This is a genomic window from Sulfuriroseicoccus oceanibius, from assembly GCF_010681825.2.
Classification (GTDB): domain Bacteria; phylum Verrucomicrobiota; class Verrucomicrobiia; order Verrucomicrobiales; family SLCJ01; genus Sulfuriroseicoccus; species Sulfuriroseicoccus oceanibius.
The window spans coordinates 1035285-1048561 of sequence record NZ_CP066776.1; the positions used below are offsets into that span (position 1 = coordinate 1035285).

Annotated in this window: 8 protein-coding genes and 1 tRNA gene; all 9 read left to right on the forward strand. The window is 56.3% G+C overall.

All coding sequences use genetic code 11. The annotated features are described in order from the left end of the window. The first annotated feature begins 26 nt into the window (after positions 1-26). The 9 genes from G3M56_RS04010 to rpoC all read left to right on the forward strand — a co-directional run bounded on the left by G3M56_RS04010 (position 27) and on the right by rpoC (position 12181). A tRNA-Trp gene (locus G3M56_RS04010) sits at positions 27-102 on the forward strand. Between the two features lie 80 nt (positions 103-182). Next, positions 183-416, forward strand: a complete 234-nt coding sequence (locus tag G3M56_RS04015; RefSeq protein WP_164365498.1) for a preprotein translocase subunit SecE — start codon at positions 183-185, stop codon at positions 414-416. Between the two features lie 133 nt (positions 417-549). Further along, positions 550-1122, forward strand: coding sequence for a transcription termination/antitermination protein NusG (gene nusG, locus G3M56_RS04020; protein ID WP_164365480.1), 573 nt, complete (start codon positions 550-552; stop codon positions 1120-1122). Positions 1123-1182: 60 nt separating this feature from the next. Continuing rightward, on the forward strand, positions 1183-1611 hold the full coding sequence (gene rplK, locus G3M56_RS04025) for a 50S ribosomal protein L11 (protein WP_164365481.1): 429 nt from the start codon (positions 1183-1185) through the stop codon (positions 1609-1611). An 89-nt stretch (positions 1612-1700) separates the two neighbouring features. Then, positions 1701-2399, forward strand: coding sequence for a 50S ribosomal protein L1 (rplA, locus tag G3M56_RS04030; RefSeq protein ID WP_164365482.1), 699 nt, complete (start codon positions 1701-1703; stop codon positions 2397-2399). Positions 2400-2440: 41 nt separating this feature from the next. Beyond that, entirely contained in the window at positions 2441-2950 is a 510-nt protein-coding gene (gene rplJ / locus G3M56_RS04035) for a 50S ribosomal protein L10 (protein WP_164365483.1), read from the forward strand. A 143-nt stretch (positions 2951-3093) separates the two neighbouring features. Next, on the forward strand, positions 3094-3474 hold the full coding sequence (gene rplL / locus G3M56_RS04040; RefSeq protein ID WP_164365484.1) for a 50S ribosomal protein L7/L12: 381 nt from the start codon (positions 3094-3096) through the stop codon (positions 3472-3474). Between the two features lie 554 nt (positions 3475-4028). Continuing rightward, complete coding sequence (gene rpoB, locus G3M56_RS04045) at positions 4029-7946, forward strand: DNA-directed RNA polymerase subunit beta (protein ID WP_164365485.1); 3918 nt, start codon at positions 4029-4031, stop codon at positions 7944-7946. An 83-nt stretch (positions 7947-8029) separates the two neighbouring features. After that, positions 8030-12181, forward strand: a complete 4152-nt coding sequence (gene rpoC / locus G3M56_RS04050; RefSeq protein ID WP_164365486.1) for a DNA-directed RNA polymerase subunit beta' — start codon at positions 8030-8032, stop codon at positions 12179-12181. Positions 12182-13277: the final 1096 nt, after the last annotated feature.

A 13277-nucleotide genomic window follows, 5' to 3' on the forward strand; every position in this document is an offset into this window, starting at 1 on the left:
CTCCTCGGATGCCTGATTATCTAGGGAGGGCAGTAGTTCAATTGGTAGAGCGTCGGTCTCCAAAACCGAATGTTGTGGGTTCGAGTCCCGCCTGCCCTGCCACTGCATGACTCAAAACAATCTATATGAGCGCGCCGGTGATCGGTGCGCATCCCCTGAAATCAAGCTGTCACTCAAGAGCGATGCCAAGCCCTGGAAAATATCTGACTGAAGTCAAAGGTGAGCTTCACAAGGCCAGCTGGCCATGGGAGCCGAAAGGGCGTGGACTCAAGGGTCTTAAGCGCTTCAAAAAACTGACGGATTCTACCGTTGTGATTTTGATCGCATCCGCATTGCTGGGTGGTTTTGTTGCGTTGTTCGACTTGCTGATGAAGGGCGGGATTTTCTTCCTGATTCAAAAGACCAGTGGATTTTGAGTAAAAGCTCATTATATTCCCGCTGACCTGGCTGATCCGGCCGCGGACATCACTGACCACCGGACCAAGCCGACCGAATTTCTAAAAACCGTCGTAAGGCAAACCGCCGCGACGGATTCTTCGTCTAAATCTCATGCCTTCCATTCCTCAGCCTAAAGACCAATGGTATGTCGTGCACGTTCTCTCCGGTCAGGAGAAGCGCGTGTACAATAACTTGCTTCGTCGCGTGAAGAGCGAAGAGATGGGCGATTACGTCTACAATGTCCTGATGCCGACCGAGCTCGTGTCGGAAGTGAAGGGCGGGCGCAAGACCGAAAGCAAGCGCAAGTTCTTCCCAGGGTATCTCATTCTCAATATGAACTTGCTGACCGAGGACAATCGCCTCGTCGACAAGACATGGTACTTCATTCAAGAGACCGACGGAGTCATCGGGTTCGCGGGAACCAAGGACAAGCCGTTGCCTATGCGTCCGCGCGAAGTGGATGCATTGTTGTCACAGATTCAAGAGCGCGAAGAAGGCGCTCGCCCGAAAGTCGCCTTTGAGGTTGGCGATTCGGTGAAAGTTGTTGATGGGCCCTTCGAAAGCCAGGATGGCATTGTCGAAGAGGTCGATCCAGAGCGAGGCAAGCTTCTCGTGTCGGTCACCATCTTTGGTCGGTCGACTCCGGTCGAGCTCGAGTATTGGCAGGTCCAAAAAGAGGGCTAAGCCGCACCCCAATCAGCCCGGTTGTTACGTCGGGCGCACAAATTCCAACGAATACTTATTATGGCCAAGGAAGTCGTCAAGCAAATCAAACTCCAGATCCCAGCTGGTCAGGCAAACCCATCGCCTCCAGTCGGTCCAGCACTCGGTCAGGCCGGTGTGAACATCATGGGCTTCTGTAAGGAGTTCAACGCAGCCACCCAGAAGCTGGCTGGTGAAGTTCTCCCAGTGGTGATCTCGGTGTACAAGGACAAGTCCTTCACCTTCATCTGCAAGCAGCCACCAGCATCGTCGCTGATCAAGAAAGCTGCAGGCATTACTTCGGGATCCGGCGAGCCGCACAAAACCAAAGTGGCTAAGTTGACCCGCGCACAACTCGATGAGATCGTGAAGCGCAAGCTTCCTGACCTCAACACGGACGATCCAGAAATGGCCGCCCGTATCCTTGCTGGCACCGCACGCCAGATGGGGATTGAAGTCGAGGGTATGTAATCTCGGTTGCGTCTGCAATCGGGGTGATTACCCCGCAGGAGGGATGCGGCAAGTTCGCATCCCCTTTGAACTGCAAACTATAAAATACAATGGCTAACAAGCGATCCAAGCGATACCAGAAGGCAGCCGCGCTCGTTGAAGAAGGGAAGTCCTACTCCCTTGTTGACGCAGCAGCGCTGATCAAGCAATTCCCGGCACCCAAGTTTGACCAGACCGTAACTCTGTCGTTCAAGCTCGGCGTGGACCCACGTAAGTCCGACCAGATGGTGCGTGGTACCTGCCCACTTCCAAATGGCAGCGGTAAGAACGTTGTGGTGGCAGTCTTTGCGACCGGTGAAGCTGCAGAAGCCGCCAAGGCAGCTGGTGCTGAGCACGTCGGATTCGAAGACCTCATCGAGAAGGTCAAAGGTGGATTCACCGACTTCGATGTGGCAATTGCTACCACCGACGCGATGGCAGAAGTGCGTAAGATCGCACGTGTTCTCGGACCTCGTGGTCTGATGCCTAACCCTAAGACCGGTACCGTGACCGACGACACCGCCAAGGCAATTGGTGAAGTCAAGGCTGGTCGTGTGGACTTCAAGCTCGACAAGAACGGCAACGTCTCCGCAACCGTGGGTCGTGCATCGTTCGAGCCTGAGAAGCTCGCTGAGAACGCATCGTCGCTCATCGATGCTGTGCTTCGCGCCAAGCCGGCATCCGCCAAGGGTGTGTACGTTCAGGCAGTGACCATGGCAGCGACCATGAGCCCGGGCGTTGAAATCGAACCTGCAGCATTCGTCCGCTAATTCCGCCTCCGCGTGAATTCAGCACATCACTAGAAATTGCTATGAAACTGGAAAAACAAATTTTCGTCGACGAACTGCTCGAGCGCATCCAGGCGTCTCCATACCTCTTGGTTTTCGACTACCAGGGATTGACCGTGGATGGTTTCGAGGAGCTGCGTAAGCGCCTCAAGGAAGTCGGTGCCAAAGGTACCGTCGCCAAGAACCGTCTCGTCAAGCGCTCGCTTCAGGCTGGTGACTTCCCTGATCTCTCGGAAGCGTTCGTGGGTCAGACCATGATCGTGACTGGTGAAGGGGAGATCCCTGCAGCAGCCAAGGTGCTCAAGAACTTCACCGCTGAGTTCAAGAAGCCGGTCTTCAAGGCTGGTGTTCTCGACGGCGATGTGATCGATGAGTCGCAGCTCAAGGCTCTTGCAGAGCTTCCAAGCCGCGAAGAGCTTCTTGCAAAGCTTCTCAGCGTTATCAACGCACCAGCGTCGAAACTCGTTCGCACCATCAACGAGCCGGCAGGCTCGCTCGCCCGCGTTCTCCAGGCATTCGCCGACAAGGGCTAATACGCGTTATCAATTTGAACAGATGGCGGTCCGAGCCAATCGTTCGGGCCGCTTGATTAAAATCAGGTTCCTTGTCGGGGCGGCAGCCGTCGCCCTTAAACCTTCCGGGGCTCCGGGAACCGACAACACCAAAAATAAATATTATGGCAGATCTAGCTAAAATCGCAGAAGAATTGGGCAAGCTTACCGTGCTTGAAGCAGCTGAGCTTGTGAAGACCCTTGAAGAAGAGTGGGGCGTGAGCGCCGCAGCTCCTGTGGCAGTTGCAGCAGCCGGCGGTGCCGCTGGTGGCGAAGCAGCCGCTGAAGAGAAGACCGAGTTCGACGTTATCCTTGCTGAAGCAGGTGGTAACAAGATCGCTGTCATTAAGGAAGTGCGCGGCGTTGTCGCAGGCCTTGGCCTTGCAGACGCTAAGAAGCTCGTTGAGAGCGCTCCAGCACCACTCAAAGAAGGTGCCAGCAAGGAAGAAGCCGAAGAGATCAAGAAGAAGCTCGAAGGCGCTGGTGCCAAGGTCGAAATCAAGTAATTCATTTCGTACTTTCACCATTGTTGCGGGCGGGTCGGCACGAGTTGCCGGCCCGTACCGCAACATTTTTTTGTGCTTAAAAGAGAATTCCAGTCGACAAGTGCTGGATTTCGATGTTGATTGCACACTGTCCGGCGGCCTGATCAGCTCCGGATTTCCTTGTAATCGGGTGTTGTTGCCCGGTTCGGAGCCAATTTCAGCCCGTTTGAACTCTGAAAATTAGCGCAATTCATCAGAAACTGGTTCTGTAAAAACGAACGCCATTAGAAGCCGACAGGAGACCTATGTACTTCTGGACGGCGTTTTGTCGTCTCTAAGCAACACCCCCTCAATTTCCGCCTCTGTTTTCCACTGGACATCGTCCGCTGGGATGCCGGGGAAGTCGTCCCAACTCCTGGATGTGAATCCGAGATGCGGGGTGGCGTCAATCCAATTTCCTGGGAGAAGATCCTCCGCCACCTGACCACGTACCAGATCGTGGAGCGGGCAGTGGAGGATGGTCCCCCCGGACCCACACCACCCAATAACAACGAGCCCGCAACGACTACGCGATTATGTCGGAACGCAAATACTTCGGAAAAATCAAAGAGGTTCTCGAACCACCAAACCTCATCGAGGTCCAACTCAGCTCCTACGAGGAATTCCTGCAGAAGGATGTTCCTCCAACCGAAAGAAAAGTCGTGGGCTTGCACGCTGTTTTCAGCGAAGTGTTCCCGATCGACAGCTACGACGAGAAAGTAAAGCTTGAGTATGTCGCCTATGAGGTGCGCAAGCCGAAGTTGACGTCGCTGGAGTCGTTGCGTGAGGGTGAAACCTTCTCCGCTCCGCTTTACGTGACCTTCCGTCTTACCGACGAGTCCGGCTCGAAGGAAGAGAAGGTGTACATGGGCGAGCTCCCACTGATGACCCGCCGCGGTACCTTCGTGATCAACGGAGCCGAGCGCGTGATCGTGTCCCAGTTGCACCGTTCGCCTGGTATCAGCTTTGAGACCGAGCGTCACTTGAATGGCAAGTTGTTGCACTCGTTCCGCATCATCCCTGACCGCGGATCGTGGTTGGAAGTGCAGTTCGACATCAACGACCTGCTCTACGTTTACCTCGACCGTCGCCGTCGCCGCCGTAAGTTCCTTGCGACCACGTTCATGCGTGCGCTTGGTTTCTCGAGCAACGACGACATCGTCAAGCAGTTCTACAGCACCCGCAAATTGCGCCTCACCTCGAAGCTCGAGGAGGCTGATTTGGCTGACAAGCTTCCGTTCAACGACATCCTTGATGGCGAGAACGTGATTGCCAAGGCATTCGAGCAGCTCACCCCTGGTGTGGTTGCCCAGTTGATGGCATTGGGTCACAAGTCGGTGGAGATCATCGAAGCGTCCGAGGACGACCTTTTGGTCAAGTCCCTCAAGAAGGATCCGGCGACCAACGAAGAGGAAGCTCTCAAAGACATCTACCGCCGTTTGCGTCCTGGTGATCCTCCGACAACCGCCAACGCCCGTGCGTTGCTCAAGCGTCTCTTCTTCGATCCGAAGAAGTACGACCTGACCCGTGTTGGTCGTTACAAGATCAACCAGAAGCTTGACCTCAACGTCGACGAAGACGAGCGCATCATCACGTCCGATGACTTCATCGCCGCGACCAAGTACCTGCTCTCGCTCAAGCGTGGAACCGGTATCCTCGACGACATCGACCACCTCGGTAGCCGCCGCGTGCGTGCCGTGGGTGAATTGCTTGGCAACCAGTGCCGTGTCGGTCTCGCCCGTACCGAGCGTTTGGTCAAAGAGCGCATGACGCTGATCGACCAGCAGTACGAGTCGCTGAGCCCGTCGAAGCTCGTCAACCCGAAGGCACTTAGCGCCGTCGTGCGTGACTTCTTCGGTCGTTCGCAGCTGAGTCAGTTCATGGACCAGACCAACCCTCTGGCCGAGTTGACCCACAAGCGTCGTCTTTCGGCTCTCGGACCTGGTGGTCTGAACCGTGACCGTGCCGGCTTCGAAGTGCGAGACGTTCACCCGTCGCACTACGGACGTGTCTGCCCGATTGAGACTCCGGAAGGACCGAACATTGGTCTGATCAACTCGATGAGCTCGTTTGCTCGCATCAACGAGTTCGGATTCATTGAGACTCCATACCGCAAGGTCACCAAGGATGGCAAGGTCACCAGCAAGATCGAGTACCTTACCGCTGACCAGGAAGAGAAGTATCTCATTGCCCAGGCGAACAACAAACTCAACGAGGACGGCACCTTCGTCAGCGAGCGCATCACCGCTCGTGAGCGTGGTGAGTTCATCGAAGTGGACCCAACCACCGTCGACTACATGGACGTCAGTCCGAAGCAGTTGGTGTCGGTGGCTGCGGCCATGATTCCATTCCTCGAGCACGATGACGCCAACCGCGCATTGATGGGCTCGAACATGCAGCGCCAGGGTGTGCCACTTTTGACAAGTGACGCGCCATTGGTGGGAACCGGCATGGAAGCCAAGGCTGCCCGCGATTCGCGTGCCGTCGTAGTTTCCGAGGCCAAGGGCAAAGTCGCGGCATCCACCGCCGAGGTGATCGTCACCAGCCCGGACGGCAAGTTGCCAATCTCCGACCGTGAGTTCCTCTCGGCACCTGAGAAGCTCAAGAGCGATCCTGAGAAGGGGCTCTACGTTTACCCACTGCGCAAGTTCATGCGCTCGAACGCAGGTACCTGCATCAACCAGAAGCCGATCGTCAAGCGTGGCGACCGCGTGAAGGTGGGTGATGTGCTGGCAGACGGCCCGAACACCGAAAACGGTGAGCTGGCAATCGGCCGCAACGTGCTCGTCGCGTTCATGCCATGGAACGGATACAACTTCGAGGACGCCATCACCATTTCCGAGCGCGTCGTGAAGGAAGACATCTACACCTCGATCCACATCAGTGAGTTCGAAGTGGCTGCCCGTGACACCAAGCTTGGACCTGAAGAGATCACCCGCGACATCCCGAACGTCGGTGAGGAAGCTCTGAAGAACCTTGGTCACGACGGCGTGGTCCGCGTGGGTGCCGAGGTCAAGCCTGGCGACATCCTCGTCGGTAAGATCACTCCTAAGAGCGAAACCGAGCTGGCTCCAGAAGAGCGACTCCTCCGTGCGATCTTCGGTGAGAAGGCTGCAGACGTGAAGGACACCTCGCTGCGCGTCCCATCGGGTTGCACCGGTATCGTGATGGACGTTCGCGTCTCGTCGCGCATCGCTGGTCCTAAGGATCGCAAGCCATCGAGCGAGAGCAAGAAGGCGCTCAAGCAGATCAACGAAGAGTACAACAAGAAGAAGACCGAGCTTACCGATCAGCTGACCGAGAAGCTCTCCGACATCCTTCTTGGGGAGAAGATCCCACTTGACGTGGTCAATGGGCAGACCGGCGAGATCGTGATCCCTGCAAACCGCAAGATCACCAAGACGCTGCTGCGCAAGTTGGCATCGATCTACGACAGCATCGACATCGACCCAAGCCCGATCCGCAACAAGATCTTCGAGATCGTCGACGGCTTCCAGAGCAAGTTCGAAGACCTCGACGTTGATCGTGAGCGCGCCCTCGACCGAGTTGAGAGCGGCGACGAGATCGAGCCAGGTGTGGTCAAGTCCGTTAAAGTCTATGTCGCCGCCAAGCGTAAGCTTTCGGTGGGTGACAAGATGGCAGGACGTCACGGTAACAAGGGTGTGGTCGCTAAGATCGTTCCTGAAGAAGACATGCCGTTCCTCGACGACGGAACTCCAGTGGACATCTGCTTGAACCCACTGGGCGTGCCATCGCGAATGAACGTGGGTCAGGTTCTTGAGACACACCTCGGTGTGGCTGCCAAGGCACTTGGCTTCACCGTGGCGACTCCGGTCTTCGACGGTATCCCTGAGAGCAAGATCTGGGAGTACCTCTCCGAGGCCAAGAAGGTCGACGGTGTGAAGATGATCGGTGACAACGGTGTGGCGCGTGAGCGTTTGCCGGATGAGCCGGAAGGACAGAGCTACACATGGATCGGTGACGGCAAGGATGGCTCGACCGGCGGTAAATCGACACTTTACGACGGTCAGACCGGTGACAAGATCCACCAGCCAGTGGTGGTCGGATACATCTACATGCTCAAGCTCGGCCACTTGGTTGCCGACAAGATCCACGCCCGTGCGGTTGGTCCGTACAGCCTCGTGACCCAGCAGCCGTTGGGTGGTAAGGCGCAGTACGGTGGCCAGCGATTCGGTGAGATGGAAGTGTGGGCACTGGAAGCATACGGCGCCGCCTACTTGCTCCAGGAATTGCTCACGGTGAAGTCCGACGACGTGCAAGGTCGTACCCGGATCTACGAGGCAATCGTCAAGGGCGACAACAACCTCGAGGCCGGTACACCGGAATCGTTCAACGTTCTCATCAAGGAGATGCAGGCGCTCGGACTCGACGTCCGTCCGGAGGCATCGACCAAGTCGGAGGCGGACGAAGCCATCGACATCCTGTCTGCATAACTCAATCCACGCCGGTAGCGCCCGGCGGCTCACCCAGCCGCCGGGCGCGTGCCGCAACCTGAAATTCTATTACTTCTGAACAAATGAGCATTGATCCTAATCTCGAGGAATTCTACGGCGTGGACAAACCTGAGTCCGGCTTTGACCAGGTCTCGATCCGTGTTGCCTCTCCCGATGCCATCCGTGAATGGAGCCGCGGTGAGGTGATCAACCCGGAAACCATCAACTACCGTACCTTCAAGCCTGAGAAGGGCGGCCTCTTCTGTGAGCGTATCTTCGGTCCAACCAAGGACTGGCAGTGTGCTTGCGGTAAGTACAAGAGCATCAAGTACAAGGCGGTGACCTGTGACCGATGCGGTGTGGAGGTGACTCTGTCGCGCGTGCGTCGTGAGCGCATGGGCCACATCGAGCTTGCCGTGCCTGTGACCCACATCTGGTTCTACAAGTGCATGCCATCGCGTCTTGGTCTCGCCCTCGACATGACCGCGCGCTCGCTTGAGCGCGTGATCTACTACGAAGATTTCATCGTCATCGATCCAGGCAATTCGCCACTCGAAACCGGCCAGCTTTTGACCGAGACCGAGTTGCGTGAAGCCGAGGACGAGTACGGCGAGAGCTTCCGCGCCGGAATGGGTGCCGAAGCCGTGAAGGAAATTCTTTCCAACCTCGACCTGGCGAAAGAGATCGCCCAGATCGAAGAGGACATGGAGAAGACCCGCTCGAAGCAGAACCGTAAGAAGTTCGCCAAGCGCCTCAAGTTGATGCGTGGCTTCGCCGAGTCCTACTCGCGTCCTGAGTGGATGGTCCTCGACGTGCTGCCTGTGCTTCCTCCGGACCTGCGTCCGTTGGTGCCACTGGAAGGTGGCCGTTTCGCGACCTCCGACCTCAACGACCTCTACCGTCGTGTCATTAACCGTAACAACCGTCTTAAGAACCTGCTCATGCTCAAGACTCCGGATGTGATTATCCGGAACGAGAAGCGCATGCTTCAGGAAGCTGTGGATGCGTTGTTCGACAACGGTCGTCACGGCCGTGCGGTGACTGGTGCTGGCAACCGCCCGCTCAAGTCGCTCTCCGACATGCTCAAGGGTAAGGGCGGACGTTTCCGTCAGAACCTCCTCGGTAAGCGAGTCGACTACTCCGGTCGTTCCGTGATCGTGATCGGACCTGAGCTGCGTCTCAACCAGTGTGGTCTTCCTAAGAAGATGGCACTCGTCTTGTTCGAGCCATTCATCATCCGTCGCTTGAAGGAGATGGGCTACGTGCACACCGTGCGTTCGGCCAAGAAGATGATCGAGCGCAAGACTCCGGAAGTCTGGGACATCCTCGAAGAGGTGACCAAGGGCCATCCGGTGTTGCTCAACCGTGCACCGACCCTCCACCGTCTGTCGATCCAGGCATTCGAGCCTGTGTTGATCGAAGGTGCGGCGATCCGTTTGCATCCGTTGACCTGTTCCGCATACAACGCGGACTTCGACGGTGACCAGATGGCTGTGCACGTGCCACTCTCGGTGGAAGCGCAGATGGAAGCACGCATGCTGATGCTTGCTCCAAACAACATCTTCAGCCCGTCGAGCGGTAAGCCAATCACCACTCCATCGCAGGACATCATTCTTGGGTCGTACTACCTGACCCACCGCAAGCATGAGGCTCCTAAGAACAAGCGTGGTGAGAATGCGCACCTGCCAATGTTCGCCAACACCACCGAAGTGGAGTTCGCGATCGCTAGCCGCAAGCTGGGTTACCACGATGCGATCCGCCTTTTGAACCCTGACTTCGGTAAGGACACCGTGTTCGGTGACAAGGAGAACCGCGTGATCGAAACCACCCCTGGTCGTGTCCGATTCAACGAAATCTGGCCTGAAGATCTCGGCTTCATCAACAGCACCGTCAGTAAGGGCGAAATCTCGAACATCATCTGGCGCTGCTACCAAGTTGCCGGACAGGAAGAGACCGTCAAGACACTCGACCGCCTCAAGGCTCTCGGCTTCAAGGAAGCTACCCGCTCGGGTGCATCGATCGGTATCGTCGACATGGTGATCCCAGAGCAGAAGCAAGAGCAGCTGCGTGCGTCGTACGAAGCTCTCGAAGTGGTCGAGAACCAGCGCAAGCGCGGTATTATCACCGACGGTGAGCGTTACAACAAGATCATCGATACCTGGACCCAGGCTGGTGACGAGATCCAGAAGGCTCTCTACGCCAAGCTTGAGCATAACGACGGCAAGAAGGAGACCAACCCGCTCTTCATGATGGTGGACTCCGGTGCCCGTGGTAACAAGCAGCAGATTAAGCAGCTCTCGGGTATGCGTGGTCTGATGGCCAAGCCGTCCGGTGAGATCATTGAGCGTCCGATTACCTCGAACTTCCGTGAAGGTCTGTCGGTGCTTGAGTACTTCATCTCCACCCACGGTGCGCGTAAAGGTCTTGCCGATACCGCTCTGAAGACCGCTGACTCGGGTTACATGACCCGTAAGCTCGTCGACGTGGCGCAGGACGTGATCGTGACCATCAAGGACTGTAAGACACTCAACGGCATCACCGTCGAGTCGATCTACGAAGGTGACGAAGAGGTCGTGGACCTCGCAACCCGCATCTACGGTCGTACCTCGGCTGAGAACGTGAAGGACCCGGTTTCCGGCGAATTCATTGTGCAGGAAGGCGACGTCATCACCGAAGACCAGGCCGCACGCGTCCAGGACATCGGGGTTGAGAAGCTCAAGATCCGCTCGGTGCTGACCTGCTCCGCTGACCGCGGTTGCTGTGTCCAGTGTTACGGCCTCAACCTTGCCACCGGCAAGAAAGTGAAGGTCGGAACCGCTGTGGGTATTATCGCCGCTCAGTCGATTGGTGAGCCGGGTACCCAGCTGACCATGCGTACCTTCCACGTGGGTGGTACCGCGAGTGCAACCTTCAAACAGCCGATTGTTAAGGCGAAGAACGGTGGATTTGTCCGCTACAACGATGTCCGCACCGTTGAAGACAAGGACGGCAACTACATCGCCCTCAACAAGAACGGATCGGCATCGATCGTCGACGAAGATGGTCGCGAGCTCGAGAACTACAACGTGGTGATCGGATCCGTGATCAACATTGCTGACGGCGACAAGATCCGTAAGGGATCGACCCTCCTGACGTGGGATCCATACAACGTGCCAATCATCACCGAGAAGGCCGGTAAGGTGGAGTTCCGTGACATGATCATGGGCATCACCATTGGTCAGGACGAAAGCTCCGGAGACGACAGCGGCGCGATCAAGGTGATCGAGCACAAGGACGAACTTCACCCGCAGATCGTCATCGTTGACGTGGCAAGCGGCGAAGTCCAGGCCTCGTACTCGGTGCCGACCGGTGCCAACCTTTCCGTCAAGGAAGGTGAAGTCATCACCGCTGGTACCCAGGTTGCCCGTACACCGCGCAAGGTGTCAAAGACCAAGGACATTACCGGTGGTCTTCCGCGTGTTGCCGAGTTGTTCGAAGCGCGTACACCGAAGGATCCATGCGTCATCGCCAAGATCGACGGTGTCATCGACATCAACGGAACCGTCCGCGGTAAGAAGAAGGTCATCGTCCGCGATCCAGAGACTCTGGAGGAGGAAGATCACCTCATCCCAATGAACAAGCACATCATCGTCCAGCAGGGCGACACGGTGAAGCGTGGCCAGCAGCTGACCGAAGGTCCGGCGGTGCCACACGACATCCTCGACGTGCTTGGGCCGAACGAGCTTCAGGCTCACCTCACCAACGAGGTGCAGGAGGTTTACCGCCTCCAGGGTGTGGAGATCAATGACAAGCACATTGAGATCATCATCCGCCAGATGCTTCGCAAGGTGAAGGTGACCGAGCCAGGTGACTCCGATTTCCTTTGGGGCGACCAGGTCGAGAAGAGCACCTTCGAGCGCATCAACCGCGAGATCATCGAAGAAGGTGGTAAGCCTGCTGAAGGCGAGCCAGTCCTCCTCGGTATCACCAAGGCGTCGTTGGAAACCGAGTCGTTCATCTCGGCGGCTTCCTTCCAGGACACCACCCGCGTGCTCACCGAAGCGGCAACCCTCGGCAAGATCGATACCCTCGACGGCTTCAAAGAGAACGTCATCATGGGTCACCTCATCCCTGCTGGTACTGGCTTCCGCCAGATCAACAAGGTCGAGGCCATCGAGACCGAGATCGCTGAAGAGTTCGCCTCTGCGGACACCGAAGCGGCTGAGCCACAAGCCTCCGGCGACGACGTGCTCTAATCCGGCTCTCTAGCTGAAAAACTCAAACCGGCCGGGCCGCGGAGTCTCTCTCCGCGGCCCGGCTTTTTTGTGCTCCGCGCATTTGTGGTGAGAGGGGCAGTCAGTTAGACCACGAGCCCAAGTAGTTGCTGAATCCAGTGTGGGATCTGTAGTACCCTGGAGGTGTGGTGATTCGGGCGAAAACGCGTGGAATCCGTCTATCTGAGGGACAATCAGCGGGAATTGATGGAGGCGGGGTGAAATGGCTTGCCGATGAACTGTCGGGTGCGCAATGTATCGCGGATGGTTAGAAATGATGCATGTCCGCGGTTTTCCTGGTCGAAATCATGGCAGTTTAGTTCTGAAGTTTTACCGGCATTTTAAATTGGGTTTATGGTCGGTCATTGTGTATTAGAGTATCGGTATTCGTGGTTACAAGAAATTGTAACCGCTGCTGGGTGCGCGCTTGTCGCTTGCGTGTTTTTTTTGTGTTCGCGTGAGTGGGGGTGGATGTTGATTCCTGGAGGGGGGTTCCTGTGTTTGTTTTTTTACACCGTATGCACCTTTAGGAGACGTGGCAGGTTTTTCGTTCGTATTGAAGGAGATTGTCTTGAGTATGGTGATAACTTGCGAGTGAAGTCCATTGAGCTTTCCTCGATTACCAAGGTGATATATCGCAGTGTGCCTGAGCATTCTTCAATATACATACATAGAGATCGATCAGAATGTGTCGAGCTTGATGGCCGATGGATTCTCTTGGGTGGAGGGTTTGTAGAGGAGTTTCTTTGGTATTTTGAGAAAGAGGGGAAGCTCAGCATCACCGATAAAGATCGTGGGTGGTTGGAGGATAGGTGGAAGAGAAAAATTTAGTGGAGAAATGACTGCAGGTGTCAAGTGAGACCCTAGCTAGAAACTCAAACCGGCCGGGCCGCGGATACTCTCTCCGCGGCCCGGCTTTTTTATGCCCCGTGCATTCGAGGTGGTGGGGCTAGTCAGTGAGACGACGAACCCAAGTGGTTGCTGTAGTCAGTGTTGGATTCGAGCTGGCGAAATCGGATGGGAATCGTCCATGAGGCGCAGTATCAGCGGGAAATGATGGAGGCTAGGTGAAACGGCT